Annotated in this window: 12 protein-coding genes; 7 read left to right on the top strand and 5 right to left on the bottom strand. The window is 73.7% G+C overall.

The features are described 5' to 3' along the window. Positions 1-2: 2 nt before the first annotated feature. The gene (locus ABZT47_RS10355) at positions 3-1433 is read right to left on the bottom strand and encodes an aldehyde dehydrogenase family protein (protein ID WP_354838429.1); all 1431 of its coding nucleotides are present in this window, start codon (positions 1431-1433) and stop codon (positions 3-5) included. 214 nt (positions 1434-1647) lie between these two features. Here ABZT47_RS10355 and ABZT47_RS10360 point away from each other — a divergent pair, with 214 nt between their 5' ends. The 3 genes from ABZT47_RS10360 to pgi are packed head-to-tail and all read left to right on the top strand — an operon-like array spanning position 1648 to position 6425. Beyond that, entirely contained in the window at positions 1648-2388 is a 741-nt protein-coding gene (locus tag ABZT47_RS10360) for a beta-phosphoglucomutase family hydrolase (protein ID WP_354838432.1), read from the top strand. Beyond that, positions 2388-4742 carry a glycosyl hydrolase family 65 protein gene (locus ABZT47_RS10365; RefSeq protein ID WP_354838435.1) on the top strand — a complete coding sequence of 785 codons (2355 nt, stop codon included), beginning with the start codon at positions 2388-2390 and terminating at the stop codon, positions 4740-4742. The genes ABZT47_RS10360 and ABZT47_RS10365 overlap by 1 nt, the downstream gene beginning before the upstream one ends. Positions 4743-4793: 51 nt before the next feature. Next, entirely contained in the window at positions 4794-6425 is a 1632-nt protein-coding gene (gene pgi, locus ABZT47_RS10370) for a glucose-6-phosphate isomerase (protein WP_354838437.1), read from the top strand. Between the two features lie 153 nt (positions 6426-6578). Here the strand turns inward: pgi and ABZT47_RS10375 are convergent, their stop codons facing one another. Both ABZT47_RS10375 and ABZT47_RS10380 read right to left on the bottom strand, forming a co-directional pair. Then, on the bottom strand, positions 6579-7391 hold the full coding sequence (locus ABZT47_RS10375) for a hypothetical protein (protein ID WP_354838439.1): 813 nt from the start codon (positions 7389-7391) through the stop codon (positions 6579-6581). A gap of 80 nt (positions 7392-7471) precedes the next feature. Next, positions 7472-10930: a hypothetical protein gene (locus tag ABZT47_RS10380; protein ID WP_354838441.1), complete on the bottom strand. Its 3459-nt coding sequence runs from the start codon at positions 10928-10930 to the stop codon at positions 7472-7474. Between the two features lie 107 nt (positions 10931-11037). Between ABZT47_RS10380 and ABZT47_RS10385 the strand changes: the two genes are divergently transcribed. Continuing rightward, positions 11038-14694: a helix-turn-helix domain-containing protein gene (locus tag ABZT47_RS10385; protein WP_354838443.1), complete on the top strand. Its 3657-nt coding sequence runs from the start codon at positions 11038-11040 to the stop codon at positions 14692-14694. Positions 14695-14958: 264 nt separating this feature from the next. Then, on the top strand, positions 14959-16239 hold the full coding sequence (locus ABZT47_RS10390; protein ID WP_354838446.1) for a serpin family protein: 1281 nt from the start codon (positions 14959-14961) through the stop codon (positions 16237-16239). Between the two features lie 419 nt (positions 16240-16658). Here ABZT47_RS10390 and ABZT47_RS10395 read toward each other — a convergent pair whose 3' ends face one another. Next, the gene (locus tag ABZT47_RS10395) at positions 16659-19550 is read right to left on the bottom strand and encodes an AAA family ATPase (protein ID WP_354838449.1); all 2892 of its coding nucleotides are present in this window, start codon (positions 19548-19550) and stop codon (positions 16659-16661) included. Positions 19551-20017: 467 nt separating this feature from the next. Here ABZT47_RS10395 and ABZT47_RS10400 point away from each other — a divergent pair, with 467 nt between their 5' ends. Beyond that, the gene (locus tag ABZT47_RS10400) at positions 20018-20479 is read left to right on the top strand and encodes a PPOX class F420-dependent oxidoreductase (RefSeq protein WP_354838452.1); all 462 of its coding nucleotides are present in this window, start codon (positions 20018-20020) and stop codon (positions 20477-20479) included. A 25-nt stretch (positions 20480-20504) separates the two neighbouring features. On the opposite strand, the gene ABZT47_RS10405 is transcribed toward ABZT47_RS10400, so the two are convergent. Continuing rightward, positions 20505-21158 carry a TetR/AcrR family transcriptional regulator C-terminal domain-containing protein gene (locus tag ABZT47_RS10405; protein ID WP_354838456.1) on the bottom strand — a complete coding sequence of 218 codons (654 nt, stop codon included), beginning with the start codon at positions 21156-21158 and terminating at the stop codon, positions 20505-20507. 85 nt (positions 21159-21243) lie between these two features. Here ABZT47_RS10405 and ABZT47_RS10410 point away from each other — a divergent pair, with 85 nt between their 5' ends. Next, entirely contained in the window at positions 21244-22926 is a 1683-nt protein-coding gene (locus tag ABZT47_RS10410) for an FAD-dependent oxidoreductase (RefSeq protein ID WP_354838459.1), read from the top strand. Positions 22927-23101 lie beyond the last annotated feature (175 nt).

The following is a 23101-nucleotide window of genomic DNA, read 5'->3' on the forward strand; positions in this document are numbered from 1 at the left end:
GGTCAGGGGTGCGGGGCGAGGTGGACGACCTTGGTGTGGGTCATCTCGTCCAGCAGTTCGGGGCCGTAGCCGAAGCCGTGGCCGCTGCCGCGCAGAGGCTGGGCGGCGCCGCCCGGGGCGCCGCCGAACACGGCGTTGACCTTGACGGTGCCCACGGGCAGCTCGCGCCAGGCCCGCTGGGCGTTGGCCATGGACGGGGTGAGCACGGTGGCTGCCAGCCCGTACGCGCCGCCCGCCGCCAGTTCCAGCGCCGCCTCGAAGGAGTCGACGACCCGCACGGGCGCGACCGGGCCGAAGGTCTCCTCGCGCATGATCTCCATGTCGTCGGTGCAGCCGGTCAGGACGGTGGCCGGGTAGAACGCGCCGGGACCGTCGGTGACCCCGCCGCCGGTCAGCACCCGGGCGCCCGCCTCGACCGCGGACCGGACGTGCCGGTGGACGACCTCGCGCTGCGCGAGGTCGACGAGCGGGCCGAGGGTGGTCTCCTCGTCCATGCCGGAGCCCATGCGCAGTTCCTCGGCGCGCTGGATGAGCGCACCTAGGAAGGAGTCGGCCACGTCCCGGTGCACGTAGACCCGTTCGACGGAGGTGCAGATCTGCCCGGCGTTGGCGAAGCAACCGGTCGCGGCCTGCGCGGCGGCCCACTTGACGTCCACGCCCGCGTCCACGATCAACGGGTCCTTGCCGCCGTTCTCCAGCAGCGTCGCCGCCCCGGTGCCGGCCGCCGCCGCGGCGATGGCCCGCCCGGCCGCCGTGGAGCCGACATGGGCGACCAGGTCGACGCCGCGATGCGCGGCCAGCGGCTCGCCGGCCCGGCCGTCGCCCGGCACCATGGTCAGCACGCCCGGCGGCAGCTCGCCGGCGATCAGCTCGGCGAGCATCGCCCCGGTGTGCGGGGTGCGCTCGGAGGGTTTGTGCACGACGGTGTTGCCGGTCACGACGGCCGCGCCGACCAGCCCGCAGGCGATGGCGACCGGGTCGTTCCACGGGGTGATCACCGCCACGACGCCGCGCGGCTCGTACACCATGAGGTCGGTGGCGTCCCAGCCGCCCTGGAGGCTGTGGCCCCGGTGCAGCGGCCCGAGCTCGGCGTACTGCCGGAGCGTCCCGACGCCGGCCGCCACGCCGCCGCGCGCGTCCCCGATCGGCTTGCCCATCTCACGGGTCACCAGCTCGGCCAGCTCGCCGGCCCGGGCCGCGACCGCGTCCGCGGCGGCGTGCAGCCGGGCGGCGCGCTCGGCGGGGGTCGTGCGGGCCCAGCCGGCCAGAGCGCGGCGCGCCGAGGAGACGGCCCGCTCGACGTCCTGCGCGCACCCGGCGGGGGCCTCGCCGACCGGCTCGCCCGTCGCCGGGTCGGCGACCGTCCGCCATCGCGTGGCCGCGCTCGCCGACCACGCGCCGTCCACCAGCACCCAGCGGTCACTACCTCGCACGACCTGCCCCTTTCCACGTCAACGCCGCCCGGAGCCTACCCGGGAACCGTCCCCTCACTCGACGGTCACCGGGCCGGCGGCGAACCAGGACCGTCCGGCGTTGACGGCGGTGCCCGGTGAGGCCGCCGAGCCGTCAGGGGTACGTTGGGAGGAGAGATCTCCTGCGCGCCGAACGCGCCCGAGATCCGTCGCGGACGTGATCGGGGGAGGCCGGATGCTCGGGTTGCCCGACGGGGTCGGTGGGTGCCTGTTCGACATGGACGGCGTGCTCACCCGCACGGCGACGGTGCACGCCGCCGCGTGGAAGGAGACCTTCGACGCGTTCCTGCGCCGGCGGGCCGACCGGACGGGCGAGGCGTTCGTCCCGTTCGACAAGGTGTCGGACTACGACAGGTATGTCGACGGCAAGAAGCGGCTGGACGGCACCCGCTCTTTCCTCGCCTCACGGGGCATCACCCTGCCCGAGGGCACGCCGGACGACCCGCCCGACGCGCCGACCGTGCACGGGCTGAGCAACCGGAAGAACGCCCTCGTGCAGAAGATCATGGACAGGGACGGCGTGGAGGTGTTCCCGGGTTCGCTCCGCTACGTCCAGGCCGTGCTGCGGGCCGGGCTCGCCACGGCCGTGGTGTCCTCCAGCGCCAACACCGCGCGCGTGCTGGACGCGGCGGGCATCGCCGGGCTGTTCCAGGCCCGGGTCGACGGCGAGGTCGCCCAGCGGCGCGACCTGGCAGGCAAGCCGGCCCCGGACATGTTCCTGGCCGCCGCCGAGGCGCTCGGCCTGCCGCCCTCGCGGGCGGCGGTGTTCGAGGACGCGCTCGCCGGGGTGGCGGCCGGCCGCGCGGGGAGGTTCGCCGTCGTGGTCGGCGTCGACAGGGCCGGCCAGGCGGACGCCCTGCGCGAGCACGGCGCCGACATCGTCGTCACCGACCTCGCCGAGCTGCTGGAGCGATGATGATCCAGCACCCCGCGTTCGCGGTCGAGCCCTGGGCGGTGCGCGAGCACACCCTCCACCTGGACGTCCTGGCGCAGACCGAGTCGGTGTTCGCCCTGTCCAACGGGCACATCGGCCTGCGCGGCAACCTCGACGAGGGCGAGCCGCACGGCCAGCCGGGCACCTACCTCAACTCGGTCTACGAGCTGCGCCCGCTGCCGTACGCGGAGGCCGGCTACGGGTACCCCGAGTCCGGGCAGACCGTGGTCAACGTCACCAACGGCAAGCTGATCCGGCTCATGGTGGACGACGAGCCGTTCGACGTGCGGTACGGCACCCTGCACGAGCACGAGCGCGTCCTGGACCTGCGCGCCGGGACGCTGACCCGCCGCGCCCACTGGAGCTCCCCGACGGGAACCGAGGTGCGGGTCACCTCCACACGACTGGTGTCCTTCACCCACCGCGCGGTCGCCGCGATCCACTACGAGGTCGAGCCGGTCGGCCGGCCGTGCGGCGTGGTCGTCCAGTCCGAGCTGGTGGCGAACGAGACCGTGGAGTACGAGACCGGCGACCCGCGCGCGGCGGCCGTGCTGGAGTCGCCGCTCGTGCTGGAGGAGAACATGCCCGCGAAGGAAGGAGTGGCCATCATGGTCCACTCCACGCGGGTCAGCCGGCTGCGGGTCGCCGCCGCCATGTGCCACGACATCGACGGCCCCGAGGGGACGCGCGTCGACGCCGACGGCGCCCACGACGTCAGCCGGGTGACCATCGCGACACGCCTCAAGCCCGGCCAGAAGCTGCGGCTGGTGAAATTCTTCTCCTACGGCTGGTCGGCCAAGCGGTCCCGTCCCGCCATGCACGACCAGGTCGTCGCCGCGCTCGCCGCCGCACGGCTGGGCGGCTGGGAGGGCCTGCTGGCCGAGCAGCGGCGGTTCCTGGAGGAGTTCTGGGCCGGCGCCGACGTGGAGCTGGACGGCGACCCCGAGGTACAGCAGGCCGTCCGCTTCGGACTGTTCCACCTGGTGCAGGCGTCGGCACGCCTGGAGAACCGCCCCATCCCCGGCAAGGGGCTCACCGGTTCGGGGTACGACGGCCACGCCTTCTGGGACACCGAGATGTTCGTGCTGCCGGTGCTCACCTACACCTACCCCCGCGCCGCCGCGGACGCGCTCGCGTGGCGGCAGTCCATCCTGCCGAAGGCGCAGGAGCGCGCCACCCAGCTCGGCTTCTCCGGAGCCGCCTTCCCCTGGCGGACGATCAACGGCGAGGAATGCTCCGGCTACTGGCCGGCCGGCACCGCGGCCTTCCACATCAACGCCGACATCGCCGACGCGGTCGTCCGCTATGTCGATGCCACCAAGGACACGAGCTTCGAGCGCTCGACCGGCCTGCCCCTGCTGGCCGCCACGGCCCGGCTGTGGTGCGCGCTCGGCCACCACGACGCGCAGGGACGCTACCGCATCGACGGCGTCACCGGCCCGGACGAGTACAGCGCCGTCGCCGACGACAACGTCTACACCAACCTGATGGCCGAGCAGAACCTGCGCGAGGCGGCCGAGACCGCGAGCCGCCACTTCGAGCCGGCGCAGCGGCTCGGCATCACCCTCGACGAGATCGCCACCTGGCGCGACGCGGCCGCCTCCATGTACGTCCCCTACGACGAGCGGCTCGGCGTGCACTGCCAGAGCGAGGGGTTCACCCGCCACGCCACCTGGGACTTCGAGGGCACCCGCCCCGAGCAGTACCCGCTGCTGCTGCACTTCCCCTACTTCGACCTCTACCGCAAGCAGGTGGTCAAGCAGGCCGACCTGGTGCTCGCGCTGCACCTGCGCGGCGGGGCGTTCACCCCCGAGGAGAAGCTCCGCGACTTCGCCTACTACGAGGCGATCACCGTCCGCGACTCCTCCCTGTCCGCCTGCACCCAGGCGGTGATGGCCGCCGAGGTCGGCGCTCTCGACCTCGCCCACGCCTACCTGGGCGAGGCCGCCCTGATGGACCTGGCGGACCTGGAGCACAACACCATGGACGGGGTCCACATGGCCTCTCTCGCCGGGGCGTGGATCGCCCTGGTCTGCGGGTTCGGGGGCATGCGCGCCGGCGGGGGCCACATCTGCTTCGCCCCTAAACTGCCGCCGGGCATCACCCGGCTGGCCTTCCGGCTGCGGTACCGCGGACGGCTGCTGCGGGTCGGCGTCACCCCCGCCTCGACGACCTACCGGCTGCTGTCCGGCCCGCCGATGACGCTCACCCACCACGGGCACCGGTTCTCCATCGACGGCAGGCCCGTCACCCACCCCACGGTGAAGGTGTCCCCGCCGAAGGTGAGCATCCGCCAGCCGCCCGGCCGCGAGCCCGCCCCGCGCCAGATCCCCTGACATCGAACGGCCGTCCCGCGGCCGCCCGCCCATCCACCGGAGGAACCACCGATGACCACCACCCCGCTCCGTGAACGCGCCTCCTGGAAGGCGCTCAAGGAGCATCACGCCGAGATCGGCGGCCGCCACCTGCGAGAGCTGTTCGCCGAGGACCCGGGGCGTGGGGAGCGCATGAACGCCGAGGCGGCCGGGCTGTACCTGGACTACTCCAAGAACCGCGTCACCGGCGAGACGCTGGGCCTGCTCGCCGACCTCGCGCGCGAGAGCGGGGTGGAGGAGCGCCGCGACCTGATGTTCCGGGGCGAGCGCGTCAACACCTCCGAGGGACGCTCGGTGCTGCACGTCGCGCTGCGCATGCCCAAGGGCTCGTCGCTGGTCGTCGAGGGGGTGGACGTCGTCGCGGAGGTCCACGAGGTCCTCGACCGCATGGCCGACTTCGCCCGGCGGGTCCGCTCGGGAGAGTGGACCGGGCACACCGGCAAGCCGATCAAGAACATCGTCAACATCGGCATCGGCGGCTCCGACCTCGGCCCGGTGATGGCCTACGAGGCGCTGCGCCACTACAGCCGCCGCGACCTGACCTTCCGGTACGTCTCGAACGTCGACTCCACCGACATCGTCGAGGCCACCCGCGACCTGTCGGCCGAGGAGACGCTGTTCATCGTCTCCTCCAAGACCTTCGGCACCTCCGAGACCCTGGCCAACGCCCACTCGGCCCGCGACTGGCTGATCGCCCGGCTCGGCGACGAGGAGGCCATCGCCCGGCACTTCGTCGCGGTGTCCACCAACGCCGAGCGCGTCGCCGATTTCGGCATCGACACCGCCAACATGTTCGGCTTCTGGGACTGGGTCGGCGGCCGGTATTCCATGGACTCCGCCATCGGGCTGTCGACGATGGTCGCCATCGGGCCGGAGAACTTCCACGAGATGCTCGCCGGCTTCCACGAGATGGACGAGCACTTCCGCACCGCGCCGCTGGAGCGGAACCTGCCGGTGCTCATGGGCATGCTCGCCGTCTGGTACGTCGACTTCTTCGGTACGCAGAGCATCGGCGTCATGCCCTACGAGCAGTACCTCAAGCGGTTCCCCGCCTACCTGCAGCAGCTCACCATGGAGTCCAACGGCAAGCGCGTGACCCGCGACGGGCAGGTCGTCGACTACGACACCGGCCCGGTCTACTGGGGCGAGCCCGGCACCAACGGCCAGCACAGTTTCTACCAGCTCATCCACCAGGGCACCCACCTGATCCCGGTGGACCTCATCGGGTTCGGCAAGAGCCTCAACCCGCTGCGCGACCACCACGATCTGCTGATGGCCAACGTCTTCGCCCAGGCGCAGGCCCTGGCCTTCGGCAAGACCGAGCAGGAGGTGCTCGCCGACGGCACCTCCCCCGAGGTGGCCCCGCACCGCGTTATGCCCGGCAACCGTCCCACCAACGTGCTGCTCGCCGAGCGGCTCACCCCGCGCCTGCTCGGCGTCCTGGTCGCGCTCTACGAGCACAGCGTCTTCACCCAGGGCACCGTGTGGGGCATCGACTCCTTCGACCAGTGGGGCGTCGAGCTGGGCAAGGTCCTCGCCGGGCAGATCGCCCCCGAGCTGCAGAGCGACGGCGAGCCCGACCTCGCCCACGACTCCTCCACCAACACCCTGATCCGCCGCTACCGCGGCCTCAAGAACGCCTGAGCCCCGGGCGCCACACGACGGACCGCCCCCGGCCCACGACCGGGGACGGCCGCCCGCCGTCAGGGCCCGCCGCCGTCAGGGCCCGCCGCCGTCAGGGCCCGCCGCCGTCAGGGCCCTGCGTCGTCGGGGCTCTACGTCGTCCGGGCCCGCCGGTCACTTGTGCCAGACGACATAGGAGATCTTCAGCGGCGCGTCGCCCACGGGAACGGCGGTGATCCGGATCGCGAGAAGGTTGTCCTCCGCGGTGCGCGCGCAGGCCCAGTCGCCGGCCTTCATCGTGCCGACCTCCACCAGGTCGTAGTCGTGCGTGGCGAGCGCGTCCACGCAGGCGGCGCCGTCCGGGCGGCCTTCGACGGGAGTGATGGGGAGGGCTCCGCCGCCGGCCGTCCACAGCGAGCGGTAGGGGCCGACGTACCAGACGTCGCTGGCCCTGGGCTGGACCTCGCCGATCCTCCCGGTCTCGGCGTCCAGGTAGTCCTGGTCCTTCAGCGTCGCCTCGCCCTGACGGAGGACGTCACCGGGCCGGGGCGACGGCGTCGGGGTCGGCGGCGCCGCGCTGGTGGACGGCGTGGTGTCCGGAGTGGGGCCGGGACCCCGCGTCGCGGCGTCCGGGGTCCCGGAGGCCGACGGCGCCGCCACGCTCGCGGGGGGTTCGTCGAGGTACTTCTCGATCATCGCGCCGGTGACGCCCGCGCCGCTCACCGTCAGGGCGATCATGAAGATCGCCCGGAACCCGATGGGCCGCCCGAAGAGCGGGATCAGCCCCAGCAGCCCGGCCACGACCGCCAGCACGCCCGCGACGAGTATCCCCTGCCGTGGGCCGCTGGTGATCAGCTGGGCCACCGCCGCGGCGTCGGCGACGAACCCGAACCCGGCCAGAACGGACGTCACCCGGACGGCCGTGCGACCGGTGCCCGAGGGAGGGGCGGCGGTGCGTGACCGGCGCCTGGTCTCCGCCTCACCCATGATGGCCTCCCTCCTCACCGTGCGTCGCGATCACGGGCGTTCACCCGTCCTCCTGTGTCCCCTCCACGGGCCGTGCGCGGTCATGGCGCGCGGATGTAGGCGACGCCGAACGTGCTGTCGCCGCGCACCCCGGTGGGGGTGTGGCACCAGACGTAGACCGACAGCCGGGGCGGCGCGGCGTAGGAGTCGATGACGCCGAGGTGGCAGTAGCCTCCCCCTGGCCCGGTGGCCGTGACCTGGACGTCGTCGCCGGTCTTGCCCAAGGTGTTCCAGGTCAGGCGGTAGTAGCCGACGCCCAGGCGGGTGACCGAGGGCACCTCTCCATTGCTGCTGAAGGAGCGGGCCGTGTCCACCACGGGGTCGGCGGGGTCGCCGGTCACGCTGACATAGGCCGCCGGCGTGCCCGCGTCCCGGTGCAGACCGGCGCCCTCGACGTACGACAGCAGCCAGGGCGAGTCCGCCGGGGCGCCGTCCGCGATCGTGCGGCACGCCACGGTGATCTCCAGCCGGTCGGCGCCGGGCGTGGTGCCCACCGGGTTGCACCGCGCCGGGGCTCCGCCGCCGTACGGGGTGACCTGGACGTACCCGGTGCCCGCGGCGAACGTCCTGCCCTCCAGGATCACCCGGTATCGCCCGGTGCCCTCGCGCAGGACGCGGTCGACGCCGCCGCCGGAGTTGTACGTGCCCGTGTTGCTCACCGGGTCCACCGTCGCCGTGCCGCCGGCGGCGTCGTCGTACCGGACGGTCGCGTAGGGGTGGTCCCCCTTGCCGGGCGCCGCGAAGAAGATCGTGAACCACCAGTCCACCGGCGCGCCGGTCTCGTTGAAGCAGCGCACCCGCACCAGCTCGTCCGGGCCGTCGGGCGCGTACCCGACCACGCCGCAGGTGCGGCCCCGGTACACCGTCCGGTACGCGGTCACGTGCGCGACGCCGGCCGCCGAGGCGATCCCCGGAAGGCGGACCTCGTACTGGCCGGTGGCGGTGTGCACGACGGTGGCGCGCCGGTCGGCGGTGGCCGGGTCGAGGCGTCCGGTGCTCCACTGCCAGTACGGGTTGACCGGCGTGACCGCGCCGATCGGCGCCTCGGCCGTGGTGGCCCGGTCCATGTAGGCGTACCCCCAGCGCGGCGCCTGCACGGGCGCCGGACCGCTCGCCCCCACCAGCGCGTCCACGATGCGGGCCCGGTGGGCGGTGATCTCGTCGGTGGTCAGCTCGGTGGCCTCGTCGGCGACCACCGCGCCCTCGCTGTCGCCCATGCTGAACCCGGGCTGGATGTGGTTCCAGTCGTTGACGCCCAGCAGGCCCCCGTCGTAGTCGAACGCCGCCGGGTAGTCGAAGCCCACTTCTGCTCTGCCCCTGCGCCCGGGCAGCAGGGCGGTCCGGTCGCTCGGCGCCGGAACGGTCTGGCACCGCCCGTTGAGGCCGGCGTAGATCCGCTCGTACGCGCGCAGGTCATCGAACTCCTCGCTGCGGGGCCCGACCTCGGTCTCGAGGCGGTTCTCCGACGACCCCGGGCGCGGGTCGGTGCCCACGACGCACTTCTGGAACTCGCCGTTGATGTCCGCCTTGACCGCGACGGTCTCCAGCCCGTTCTTGGCGTTCCAGTCCAGCGGCAGGGAGCCGTCGCCCACGCGCAGGACGCCGTCGTTGTCCCACCAGGCCGCCATGGCGTGGGTGTCGGTCCCGATGCCGGTGAGCTCGCTGAGGGTCTGGCGGCGGAGGGTGGGAAGCCTGTCGCGGGAGTAGTCCAGCGTGCTCACCTGGTCGAGCGCCTGGAGCAGCTTGGTGCCCCCGTCGGTGGCCGGAGGAGGCGGATCGAGGCGCTGCCACGCGGCGAAGTCCGGTATCCCGGTGGCCTGGTAGCGGTAGTTCATGGCCGACAGGTGGTTCGGCTTGTAGTTGACCTCGTCGGTGCCGCCGTGCTTCAGCCCGAGCGCGTGGCCGAGTTCGTGGACGAAGGTCCCGCTCTGCACGCGTACGGGCCGGTCCCGCATGGTGCCGAGGGTGACCACGAAGTCCTTCCCGTCGCAGCACCAGCCGCTCTCGTTGGTGGTGTTGTGCCGGAAACCCCACAGGTTGTAGCGGAACAGGCCGGCCCGGCCGGGCGTGAAGTGGGCGGCACGGAACCGCTGGAAGGGTGTCTGCCCGTCGTCCTGTTCCACGTCGAGCGGCGCGAGACGCTCCTCCCTGGTGACCGGGATCTCCTCCTCGGCGTCGACGAGCAACTGGACGCCACGCTCGGGCTCGCCGCCGTACGGGCAGGCCGGCAGCGCGCGGAGCGGCGCGGCGCCGAACATGGCGACGGCCTCGTCGATCGCCGCGCCGGCCGGCTTGTCGTCGCCGCCCTGCCCGTCGTTGAGCCAGTCGAGCTCGACGGCGATGGTGAGGCGGCAGGGGTCGGCGTGGTGGTCCGGCAGCCAGGTGTCCACCGTGCCGCCGTGGGTGATGCCCTGCAGCTCGACGCGATCGCTCAGGCCATCGTTGTCGGTGTCCAGGTCGAGAGTGGTGAAGACCTGGTCGGCGTTCTTGTGGAATTCGTGGAGGATCTGGCCGGGTGCCGAGGGCCGGCTGATGAGCAGGGTGCCGGCGCTGTCGCAGTGCTCGAAGTCCGCGGTGCCGCAGTCCGTCACCGTCACCCCGGCCAGGTCCCAGTTGTCGGCCCCGATGTCGTCGGCGAAGGACACGTGCTCGAAGGTGAACCCGCGGGCCAGGTCGGCGGTGGTGGCGCAGACCGCCAGGTGGGCGTCCCAGGTGAAGGTGGCGTTCTTTCTGTCGCCGGTGCCGCCGCGATGGTAGGGCCGGGGCCGTTCGTCGGTATGTCCGTCGCCGTCCCAGTCGTCGAACAGGAACTCCTGGTCGCCGAGCCTGATGTGCTCGAAGGAGTCGTCACGGATACCCCAGAAGTCCCTGTCGCCGGTCGTGATCTCGAAGCGCACCCGGCAGATCCGGCGGGAGGGGTCGGCCGGAGGCGGGTCGGGCGGAGGGCCGACGTCGACCGGGACGGTGAAGACCTGGTCGGCGTTCTTGAGGAACCGGTGCAGGAACTGGCCGGGCGGCGCCTTGCGGTTGACGAGCACGCTGCCGGACATGTCGCAGTCCTTGAAGGCGATGTCGGCGCAGTTCAGGATCTTCACCTCGGCCAGGTCCCAGTTGTCGGCTTCGATGTCGTCGGCGAAGGAGACGTGCTCGAAGGTGAACCCGCCGGCCAGGTCGGCGGTGGTGGCGCAGACCGCCAGGTGGGCGTTCCACCTGAGGTAGATGCCGCTTTCGTCGCCGGTGCCGCCGTGATGGTAGGGCCGGGGCCGTTCGTCGGTGTGCTCGTCGCCGTTCCAGTCCTCGAACTCGAACTCCTGGCCGCCGAGCCTGATGTGCTCGAAGGAGTCGTCGCGGATGCCGGCGCCGTTCTCGTCGCCGGTCTTGATCACGAATCGCAACCGGCAGATCCCCACGGGCGCGGCCTGCGCGTCCGGAATTCCCGTGCCCGCGAAGGCGAGCGTCAGCAGCAGGGCGGCCATGGCGCGCCCGAGAGAGAGTCGCACGGCTCGACCATAGGAAGTCCCCGCCACTCAGCGGATGGCCGACGAGATATCCGTACAAGTCCGTACGCGCTGTGTAACCTTTGCCCCGGTCACGCCGACATGCTGATGTGGCCGACGCTGACGACCCGGAGCCGGAACGCATCCAGAGCCGCCGGGACTTCGCCCGCGAACTGACCCGGCTGCGCGAGCGAGCCGGGCTGACGGTCCGGCAGGTGGCGGCCAAGGCCGGCGCCCAGAGCGCGCACAGCACGATCGGCGACTGGTTCGCCGGCCGCGGACTGCCGTCCACCGCCTCCCGCGACCTGCTGGCCGAGGTCGTCCGCGTGTGCGGGGACACGCGGGCCGAGCAGTGGCTGGCGGCCTGGCGGCGGGTGCGGCAGACGCCCGGCCCGCGCCGTGCCGAGCGGGAACCGTACCGGGGCCTGGCCGCCTTCCAGCCCCGCGACGCCGACTGGTTCTTCGGCCGGGCCGACCTGACCGCCCGCCTGGTCGCCCGCGTGGCCGAGCTCCGCGAACGCGGCGGTGGGATCCTGGTCCTGGTCGGCCCGTCGGGATCGGGCAAGTCGTCCCTGCTCGGCGCGGGTCTGGTCGCCGCCTGCGGCACGGGGGTGATCCGGACGCCCGGAGCCCGGCCCATGGACGCCGTCGAGGGTCTGACCGGGCCGCTGATCGTGCTCGACCAGTTCGAGGAGCTGTTCACCCTGTGCCAGGACGAGGCGGAACGGCGGCGTTTCGTCACGGCCGTCCAGGACCTCGCGCGCGGAAACGTCGTCGTGCTGGGGCTGCGCGCCGACTTCTACACCCAGGCGCTCGGCCATCCGGAGCTGGTGGCCGCCATCGCCGACGGGCAGATCGCGGTCGGCCCGATGGACGAGGCGGGCCTGCGGGCGGCCATCGCCGAACCGGCGGGCAAGGCCGGGCTCGACCTCGAACCGGGGCTGGTCGAGCTGATCCTGCGCGACCTCGCCCCCGGCGCGGGCGTGCTGCCCCTGCTGTCGCACGCCCTGTACGCCACCTGGCGGCACAGCCAGGGCCGCACCCTGACCGTCGCCGACTACCGCGCGGCCGGCGGGATCGGCGGCGCGGTCGCGCTCAGCGCCGACACCGCCTACGCCGAGCTCACCGAGCCGCAGCGCGCGCTGGCCCGGCGGCTGCTCCTGCACCTGGTGCGCGTCGCCCAGGACACCGCCGACACCCGCCGCCGCGTCCACAGAGACCAACTCCCCGAAGACGCCGAGGACGTCCTGCGCCGATTCATCGCCCAGCGGCTCCTCACCGCCGACCACGAAACCGTCGAGATCAGCCACGAAGCCCTGCTCACCGCCTGGCCGCTGCTGCGGTCGTGGCTGAACGAGGACCGGGCCGGGCTGCTGCTCGGCCGCCGCCTCGCCGAGGACGCCGAGGCATGGCACGCCGAGAGCCGCGACCCCGCCGCCCTCTACCGGGGCGCCCGCCTGGCCGCCGCCCGGGAGTGGAGCGCGAACGCGGGGCCGCACAGCTCGCCCGGCGCGCTCGCCACCGAGTTCCTGGACGCCTCCACGGCCCTGGAGCACCGCCAGACGCTGGCCGCCCGCGCGGGCGCGCGCCGGATGCGGCGGCTGGCGGCGGCCCTGGTCGTCCTGCTCGTGCTGGCCTGCGGCAGCGGGATCGCCGCCCTCCGCGCCGCCGCGACCGCCCGCGAGCAGCGCGACATCGCCCTGTCGCGCGAGGTCGCCCAAGAAGCCGCCGCGATCAGGGACTCCGACCCGGCGCTGGCCGCCCAGCTCACCTTGGCCGCCTACACCTTCGCGCCCACCACGGAGGCTCGCGGCGGCCTGCTGAGCGCGTTCAGCGTCCCGTTCGCCGTCCGCCTGACCGGCCACACCGAGTACGTGAACGACGTCGAGTACGCCCCCGGCGGCCGCCTGCTGGCCAGCGCGGGCGACGACCGCACCGTGCGCCTGTGGGACCTGTCCGATCCGCGCCGCCCGCGCCCGAAGGCCACCCTGACCGGGCACACCGACTCGGTCAACGTCCTGGCCTTCGCCCCTGACGGGCGCACGCTGGCCAGCGCGGGCAGCGACGGCGTGATCCGCCTGTGGGACGTGGCCACGGCCCGGCCCGCGGCCGCGCTGCCCGCCCGCGACGGCCCGGTGTACGCGCTGGCCTTCACCCCCGACGGGCGGAGCGTGGTCAGCGCGGGCCCGGCGGGGGACGTCCGCCTGCGCGAGACCGCCACCGGCCGGACGCTCGCCACGCTGCGCGGGCACCATGGCGCGATCGCGTTCCTGGCCGTCCACGGCCGGCTGCTGGCCAGTGCCGGGGCCGACGGCACGGCCCGGCTCTGGGACCTGGCCGCGCGACGTCCCCTGGCGACGCTGACCGGGCACACCGGGGGAGTCCGGGCCGTCGGCTTCAGCCCGGACGGGCGGCGCCTGGTCACCGCGGGCGAGGACGGCACCCCCCGGCTGTGGGACATCTCCCACCCCGCTCACCCCCGGCCGTACGCCGAACTGTCCGGCCACGCCGGGACGGTGCTGCGGGCGGTGTACGCCCCCGACGGCCGCACGCTCGCCACCGCGGGCGCCGACAACACCGCCCGCGTCTGGAGCGCCGACGACGGCCGGCAACTGGAGCTGTTCAGCCCGCGTCTCGGCGTGGCCATCGACACCAGCACGATCTCCGACGTCGCGTTCAGCCCGGACGGGCGCACCCTCGCCACCGGCTCCTACGACCACCTGCTGCGGCTGTGGGACGTCCCCGGCTCCGCCCTGCCGGCCGCCGGACGCTCGCGGCCGATCTGGTCCGCGCCCGACGGCCGGACGATGATCACCGCGGACGGCCGTCACGTGTGGCGCTGGAACCTCGGCGACCCGCACCACCCGGTCGGCCGGGTCCTCGCGGACACCGAAGGACTGGCCATGCTGTCCGCCGACGGATCACTCATGGTCACCGCCGGGCCGCGCCGCAGCGTCCGGCTGTGGGACCTGACCGGGCCCGCCCCCCGGCGCCTGGCGGATCTGAAGGGCCTGCCGACCGCCCCGGACAGCGCGGAGTTCAGCGCGGACCGGCGGCTGCTCGCCGTCACCGCCACCCGCGACTACGTGATCCGGGTCTGGGATCTGCGCGATCCCGGACGCCCTCGCCGTACCACCCCGCTGACCGGCCACACCGGCTTCGTCAACGCCATCGCCTTCGACCCCGCCCGGCCGCTGCTCGCCTCCTTCGGCTACGACCGGACCGCCCGGCTGTGGGACCTCACCGACCCCGCCCGGCCGGTTCTGGCGGCGGTGCTGCGCGGTCACGACAACGCCGTGTTCAACGGCGCCTTCAGCCCCGACGGCAGGACCCTCGCCACCACCAGCCAGGACACCACCGTCCGGCTGTGGGACCTCACCGACCCCCGCCGCCCGGCCGCCCTGGCCACCCTGCGCGGCCACGGCAGCTTCGTCGACTCGGTCGCCTTCAGCGGCGACGGCCGCCTGCTCGCCACCGGCGGCGGTGATCCCGCCGTCCACCTGTGGGACCTCACCGACCGGCGCGCGCCAACCCGCTGGGCCGTCCTGACCGGCGGCGACGGACCCGTGGTGGGCCTGCTGTTCGCGGGCCGCCTGCTGGCCGGCGGCGGCGCCGGACGTGCGACCCTGCTGTGGAACGTCGACCCCGACGCCGCCGCCGCGTCCGTCTGCGCCCGTGCCTACCCCGCCCTCACCCCCGCCCAATGGAAAGACCACTTCCCCGGCATCGACCCCCGCCCCCAGTGCCCCCACCACCCCGCACCCTGAGGCGGCCCCACCTTCCGGCATGCACTCCTGGCCTGAATGCCACCAGCGTCCCGCGTGCCGAGAGGGAAGGGCTGCTCTCCCCCATCGCCCCCCGACCCCAGTGCTCCCAGCGTCCCGCGCGTTGAGGAGGAGGGCGACCTTTGCGGCATCGATGGCGGCCTCACCGCCACCGTTCCGCGCCCTGGGCGCGCCGCCTGCCATGGTCACCGGGGCCCCGCTGAACCTCCGGACGCGCCGGTACGTCGAAGGGGTATGTCCAACGACATGTCAGGGCGGTTGCCGAGGCGCGGGTTCCTGCTGGCGGCGCTCGCCGCCCTCGCCGCCGCGGGCTGCGGGGGAGGCGACACGCGCGTGCTCACGGCGTCAGGAGTCGGGCGCGAGACCCCCGCGGGCGACGCCCCGGTCACCGAGGTCGTCCGCGGCGTCACCGCCTTCGGGCACGCCCTGCACGCGGCCGCCGCCGACGCGGCGCGCAACACGGTGCTCTCGCCGCTGAGCATCGCCTGCGCCTTCGCCATGGCCAGGGCGGGCGCCGCCGGCCCGGCCGCGACCGCTCTGGACCGCGTGTTCGGCTTCCCTGCCACCGGGCCGCACACGGCGTTCAACGCGCTCACCCGGCAGATCGTGACCGTCCAAGGCCCGCCGCCCCCGCCCGACCGGCGGGCCGAGCGCGACGCCCGCGAGCAGAGCGCCGGCCCGGTCGCCGGCATCGCCAACGGGCTGTTCGCCCAGGAGGGCCTGCCGGTGCGGCAGGAGTTCCTGCGCGTCCTCGCCGCGCAGTACGGCGCCGGAGTGCGCACCGTGGACTTCGGCGGGGACGCCGCCGGCGCCATCAACGCGTGGGTGGACGAGCAGACGGCCGGGAGAATCACCAAGCTGTTCGACCGGCTGGATCCGGCGACCCGGGTGGTCATCGCCAACGCCGTGTACCTCAAGGCCGACTGGGAGCACCCGTTCGCCGAAAGCCCTCCCGAACAGGGCGCCGCCTTCACCCGGGCGGACGGCTCCACCGTTCGCGCCGACCTCATGCGGCTGCGCACCTCCCTGCGGTACGCGGAGGGGACGGGGTGGCAGGCCGTCGAGCTGCCGTACGTCAAGAGCGAGCTGGCCATGTGGGTGCTGGTCCCGCGGCGCGGCGGGTCGCCGGCCGATCTCCTCGCCCCCGGGACGCTCGGCCAGGTCGCGACGGGGCTGCGGCCCCGGGCCGTGGACCTCGCCCTGCCGGAGTGGGACTTCGGCACCGGCCTCGACCTGGAGGCGCCGCTGCGCCGCGTCGGGCTGGGCGCGGTCTTCGACGGCGGCGACTTCTCCGGCATCGCCGAGGGCGCCTTCCTCGGCCAGGCGATCCACCGGGCCGACATCAGCGTGGACAAATGGGGCACCGAGGCGGCCGCGGTGACCGGGCTGGCCTTCCCCACCGCGGGCCTCGCCGAACAGCCGATCGAGGTGCGCGCCGACCACCCGTTCGCCTTCGCGATCGTCCACCGCCCCACCACGGCGCCCCTGTTCATCGGCCACGTCGCCGACCCCACGGCCACCACCTGACCCCGGCCGGCCGGGCCTCCGGAGGGGTAGGCCCGGCCGGCCGCCGCCCCCGGCGCCCCAGGGGACGGCTCGGTCCAGGGGTACGGTCCGGCGGCGACCGAGGGGACGGCTCGGTCCAGCGGTATGGCCCCCTGGCGCCCCAGGGAACGGCTCAGTCCAGCGATACGGTCCGGCGGCGACTGAGGGGACGGCTGAGTCCAGTGGTACGGCTCCCTGGCGACCGAGGGGACGGCTCAGTCCAGGGGTACGGTCCGGCGGTCAGGGGGTGGTTCGGTCTGACGGCCCGGGCCGGCCGGCTCGCGGGGTGGATACTCCGGCGCGCCGGTCCGGCGGCTGGGAGAGGGTTCGGTCCGGCGGCGCAGGCAGTGGTTCGAGCCGACGGTGCGGTCCGGGCGCGGGAGAGGGGTCGGTCCGGCGGTTCAGGGGGCGGTGAACAGGTGGAGGCGGTGGGCGGTGGCGGCGGCCTCGCCCCGGGAGGAGACGCCGAGCTTGGCCAGGATGTTGGAGACGTGCACGCTCACCGTCTTGGAGGAGATGAACAGCTCGGCGGCGATCTCGCGGTTGCTGCCACCCGCGGCGACCAGGCGGAGCACCTCGTGCTCGCGGGCGGTGAGCCCCAGCCCGGCCTCTCCGGAGGCGGGCGGGGACGCGAAGGAGCCGTCCGAGGCGGTGAGGGAGAACCGGGCGCGGCGGGCGAAGGAGTCGATCTCGGCGCCGAGTGGCGTGGCGCGCAGCTGGGCGGCGAGGCGAGCCGAGCGGGACAGCCGCTCGCCCGCCTCCTCGCGCTCGCCGGCGGCGAGGGCCGCCCGGGCGGCGCCGAACAGGCAGAGCGCCTCCGCGTACGGGTGACACAGCGCGGCCCAGGCGTCCACGGCCTTGTCCCACATCGGCCGATCGGCGTGCCCGGAAAGGCGGGCCACCTCGGCGGCGAAGGTCAGGCTGTGCGCCTCCTGCAAAGCCCCCCGGACCTCCAGTCGCCCGGCCACCGCCCGCACCTCTTCCAGCAGCGGGCCCGCCGCGCGCAGGCACGTGGTGAGCACGGGCCAGGCGTACCGGGGGCTGGCCGTCAGATCTTGGTCGCGCAGGGCGTGTTCGACCAGGCGCGCCGCCTCGGCGTCACGGCCGCGCGCGAGCAGCAGCTCGACCTCCCGGCGCAGGTGCGGCAGCAGGGACTGGTCGCGGTAGGTGCCCGAGGCGATGACCTTCGCCGTGGAAAGGAACAGCGCCTCGGCCCGGTCGACGTCGCCGCGGGCCATCATGATGTCGGCCGCGAAGCCCTGCAGGCTCGCGCGGTAGGGCGCCGGCGGCCCTACCTCGACCGCTCGCTCGATGACCTCCAGCGCCTCGTCCCACCGTCCGAGCGAGAGCAGCGGCTCGGCCAGGTTGATCGCCAGGAACGCCCCGGAGGTGCGGGCCAGCCCGTACGCCTCGGCGTCGGCGATGCCCCTGCGGGCGACCTCGGCCGCCTGCTCGTGCCGGCCCGCCCCCTCCAGCGCGTCGGACTCGGAGATCGCCGCCCGCATGAGCGCGTTGTAAGTGCCCGCCCGTTCGGCGATCTCCCGGGCCCGGGCGAACGCCGCCACCTGCGGGTCGAGCTGGGAGGAGTACTGGCAGCGCGTCCAGATGAGGGTGACCAGGGCGTTGGCCTCGGTGCGGGCGTCGCCCACCTGCCGGGCGACGCGGATGGCCTCCTCGGCCAGGCTTTCCTTGTCGGCCCAGGCGCGCGGGTCGTGAAGCATGCGCGACAGGCTCTCGAGAACCTGCGCGCGCAGCGACGAGGGAGGCTCGGCGGGAACCAGCTCGGCCGCCGCCCTCAGGTCTTCGATGTGCCCGGCGCGGCCGAGGTCGTAGCGGGTGAGGCCGCGCTGCCGCAGCAACTTGGCCGCCCGGAGGGGATCGGCGGCGGGGTCGATCTCGCGCAGCGCCGCCTTGGCCAGGGAGATGCTGCGCTCGAACTCGCCGGCCAGGTGCGCCACCGTGGTGGTCTGCCGCAGCACGTCGATGAAGTCGCGGCCCACGCGCTCGGCCGCGTCGGGCACCGAGTCCCACAGTTCGATCACCCGGGTGAGCATGCGCAGCTGCTCGTCGAAGGCCGCCGACTTGCGGGCCGCGGCGGCGGCGCGCCACGCGGCGTTCAGCGCGCACGGGGCGTCGTGCGCGGAGTACCAGTGGTAGGCCAGCTCGATGGCGCCGCGCGTGCCGGGCAGCAGGGCGGGATCGTGCTCGAGCGCCTTGGCGAAGCGGGTGTGCAGGCGGGCGCGCTCGCCCGGCAGCAGCTCGTCGTGGACGGCCTCGCGGATCAGCGCGTGCCGGAAGGCGTACCCCTCGCCGTCGACCTGCAGCACGTTGCCCGCGACGGCGGGGCGCAGCGCCCCGGACAGGGCGCCGTCGTCCAGGCCGGTGACCGCGGCCAGCAGACGGTGCTCGATGCGGGCGCCGCCCGCGCTGGCCGCCCGCAGGACCTCCTGGGTCTCCTCGGGGAGGCGCTCGACGCCCGCCAGGAGGAGATCGCGCAGCGACTCGGGCATCGGCCCGTCCTCGCCGCCGCTGAGCAGCGCCTCGACGAACAGCGGGTTGCCCTCGCTGCGCGCGTAGATCACGTCCACGTCGAGGGCGGTGGGCTCGTGGGACAGGATGCTCGCGGCCTGCCGGACCACCTCGCGGCGGGTGAGCCTGCGCAGCTCCAGCCGGGTGACCCAGTCGATGCGGGTGAGCTCGGCGAGCAGGGGGCGCAACGGGTGGGTGCGGTGCAGCTCGTCGGAGCGGTAGGTGACCAGGGTCAGGATGCGGGTGTCGGGCCGCTGGTAGCGGGTGAGGAACGACAGCAGGTCGCGGGTGGAGCGGTCGGCCCAGTGGGCGTCCTCGATCACAAGGACGGTGGGGCCCTGCTCGGCCAGCCGTTCCATCAGGCCGAGGACGTGCTCGAACATGCGGGCGCGCGCCTCGGGGCCGTCGTCGTCCGGCTCGCCGAACTCGGGCAGCAACCGGGCCAGGCCACGGGTGCGGCCGCCGGGCAACAGCGCGGCGACGCCGTCATGGCCGAGATCGTGGGCGAGCCGCCGCAGGACCGCGGTGAACGGAGCGAACGGCAGGCCGTCGGTGCCGAGCTCGAGACAGCCGCCGACGAGCACACGGGCGTCGCCGGCGCGGCCGGCGAACTCGCGGATGAGCCGGCTCTTGCCGACCCCGGCCTCGCCGCCGATGAAGACGGTCGTCGCCGAACGGGCGCGCACCCGGGCCAGGGCGTCACGCAGGAAGGTCAGCTCGGCCCCGCGCCCCACGAACAGCGGACTCACCGAATGCCCGCTCACGCCGCCATCCCCGCCCCCGCGACGGCCGCACCCCGAAGCCGCGCACCCCGGCCAGGCACCCGTACGCCCCGGCTCAGCGCCCAGGCGGCCCGGCCATCCCGGCCCGTCACCCGGACGGCCCGGGGATCACGACCCGTCACCCGGGTAGCCCCGCGATCCCGGCTCCGTACCAGGGTCGCCCCGCGATCACGGCCGGACGCGACGGCACCATCGCGACCGGTCACCCCCTCCGTCTCAACCACGTGACCAGCATGTCACCTCCCACCGACATTCCCCCACCGCATTTCCCCGCCCCCCACCGGCCCCGTCCCGGCCACCGCTCTGACCTCGAACGTGCACACGTTGTCCGCCGCACAACGGCGCAAGATGTACGTGGTCGGCGCACGCGGTGCCGGTGGGCGGCCGGTCGGGGGTGGTCACAGTGGTGGGAGCCTGGACTCTCGCGATGATGGTCGTAGAGTGAGCCCATGAGCCCGAAGATCGCGACCGCGGACACCGTCACCCGTGAACAGCTCCTCGACTTCGTCCGCGACCGCCACCGCGGGCTGATCATCACGACGCGGCGCGACGGCGGTCCTCAGGCGTCCCCGGTCAGCTGTGGCGTGGACGAGCTGGGCCGCATCGTGGTCTCCACCTACCCCGAGCGCGCCAAGACCAAGAACGCCCGGCGCGACCCCCGGGTCAGCATCGTGATCCTTTCCGACGACTTCGACGGGCCGTGGGTGCAGATCGACGGGGCCTGCGAGGTGCTGGACATGCCGGATGCGCTGGAGCCGCTGGTCGAGTACTACCGGTCCATCGCCGGCGAGCACCCCGACTGGGACGACTACCGCGCCGCGATGGAGCGCCAGGGCAAGTCGCTGCTGCGCATCACCCCCTCCAAGTGGGGCCCGGTGGCCACCGGAGGCTTCCCCGCCCGCCTCGCCTGAACATCCCCGGTCGAGTGCTGGGCGATCAGGATCGGCTGTCGGAGTGCTGGGTGCGGATGCCGGCCAGGATGGTGGCGATGCCGTGCTCGAACTGGGCGTCGGTGTCGGGCGCGAGGAGGCCGCCGAGCATCTTGGCGGCCAGAGGGTACCGCTCGGCGTCCGCGAGCCGGGCGATCGTCTCGGCCTGGTAGGGATTGCCTCCCTCGCCGTACGCCTCGCCGAGCCTGGCCTGCTCTTCGATGGTGAACCCGATCGTGTAGTGGAAGATCGTGGGCACGGCGCGCGCGGCCTCCTCCAAGGTGAACCCGGCGTCCTGCAGCGTGCGCAGAACCAACTCGATCGTCCTGATGACCACCGGATGGCCGACGTGAGTGCCGGCGACGACCCGCGCCCCGTCCCGGTGCCGCAGCATCGTGCGGCGCAGCCGCATGGCCCGCTCGCCCAGCCACTGATCCCAGGTGACGCCGCGGCGAGGTGACTCCAGGCCCTCGTCCGCCTCGACCATCACCAGGGTGGCCATGGCGTCGAGCAGTTCCTGTTTGTTCTTGACGTGCCAGTAGAGGGCGGGGGCCTTGACGTCCAGCTCTTTGGCGACCAGGCGCATGGTGAGCCCGTCCAGGCCCACCTCGTCGAGCAGGCGCAGAGCGGTCCGCGCGATGAGCTCGGCGGTTATCTTCATCGGTCCTCCCGGTCGGGCACGCGCTTGACAGCTTAACAGCGTTCGAGGAATCCTTAACGGTGTTAAGGGACGAAAGGAGACCCCAATGGGTGGCATGACGGCGCAGGTGGTCATCGCGGGAGCCGGTCCGACCGGCCTGATGCTGGCCTGCGAGCTGAGGCTCGCGGGCGTGGACGTGCTGGTCCTTGAGCGGGACGCCGAACGCGCAGACGCCGAGTCCAGAGCCGGAGGGATGCACGCCCGCACCTTGGAGGTGCTCGACCAGCGCGGCATGGTGGCGCCCTTCCTGAGGGCCGGCCGCCCGCTGCCCGGCGGGCACTTCTCGGCGCTGCCGCTGGACTTCCGGAACCTGCCCACCCGCCACCCGCACCTGCTCGTGCTGTTGCAGCGCCGCATCGAGCGGCTCCTCGAAGAGCACGCGACGCGGCTCGGCGTCCGGCTGTGGCGCGGGGCGGAGGTGACGGGCCTGCGCCAGAGCGGGTCCGGTGTCGAGGTCGAGGTCGAGGTGCTGGGCGGTGGTCCGCAGGGGGACCGGCGTCACGGCGAGGCCGGGCGGCGGTGGATCGGCGCCGAGTACCTGGTGGGATGCGACGGCGGACGCAGCGCCGTACGGCGGCTCGCGGGCATCGGCTTCGCCGGCACCTCCGCGACGCTCACCGCCATGCTCGGCGACGTCGAGCTGGACGCCCCGCCGGAGCACCCGCTGTTCCAGGAGCGGCGCGAACACGGGACGATCAGCGTGCTCAGCTTCGAGCCCGGCTGGCACCGGGTCATGACCACCGAGTTCGACCAGGTGGCGGGCAGGGACGAGCCGGTCACCCTCGAGGGGCTGCGCCGGGCGTGCCTCAAGATCGCGGGCACCGACTACGGCATGCGGAGCCCTCGCTGGCTCTCCCGGTTCGGCGACGCGGCCCGGCAGGCCGTCGAGTACAGGTCGGGCCGGGTGTTGCTGGCCGGGGACGCCGCCCACGTCCACTTCCCGGCGGGCGGACAGGGGCTCAACCTCGGCGTGCAGGACGCGGTCAACCTGGGCTGGAAGCTCGCCTTGGTGGTGCACGGGCATGCCCCCGATTCGCTGCTGGACAGCTACCATGCCGAGCGGCACCCGGTCGGGGCGCGGGTGCTCGAGAACACGCGTGCGCAGACCGCCCTGTCGCGCGTCGACGGGCACACGACCGCGCTGCGCGCGACGCTCGCGGATCTGCTCTCCCTGGACGACGTCAATGCCCGCCTGTCCAGCATGATCACGGCGCTGGACGTGCACTACCCGATGGACGGCGCGCACCTGGATGACCGGGCGCACCCGAGTGACGGCGCGCACCCGGGGGATGGCGCCCGTGCGCGAGGCGGCACGCTCCTCGGGCAGCGCGGGCGCCTGATGGACGGCGGGCGCTCGGTGGACGGTGGGCATCCTCTCGTCGGATATCGGGTTCCGGACGTCGAGCTCAAGGCCGGCACCGGCGAGGTCCGCGTCTTCGAGTTGCTGCACCAGGCTCGTGGCGTCCTGCTGTGCCTGGACGGCGGCGCGCAGGAAGGGCCGGCGGCGCAACTGGCGGGGATCGCCTCGGAGTGGGCCGACCGGGTCGACCTCGTACGGGCACGGCCCTCGGCCGATGTGTGGCAGGCGCCGGTGGTGGGCGCCGTGCGGCCTCCCGTGGCCCTTCTCGTCCGGCCGGACGGTCACATCGCCTGGGCGACGGGCGCGCGACCTGACCTCGACGGCGCGCGTGCCGCCCTGACCACCTGGTTCGGGCCGGCACGCCGATGAAGCTCAGAGCCGCACATCAGGCAAGGGGAGGCGACGGGGCGGTGCCACCTTCGTGTCGCCTACTGGGAGATCTAAGGGCACAGCGGGTCTGGCGTAAGGGCTGCAGTGGGCGTGCCACCTCCGGGGGATTCGAGGAAGCAGTGGATCTGACATAGGGGACGGATGGGAACGTGCC

The sequence above is a fragment of the Sphaerisporangium sp. NPDC005289 genome (assembly GCF_040607455.1).
GTDB lineage: Bacteria > Actinomycetota > Actinomycetes > Streptosporangiales > Streptosporangiaceae > Sphaerisporangium > Sphaerisporangium rhizosphaerae.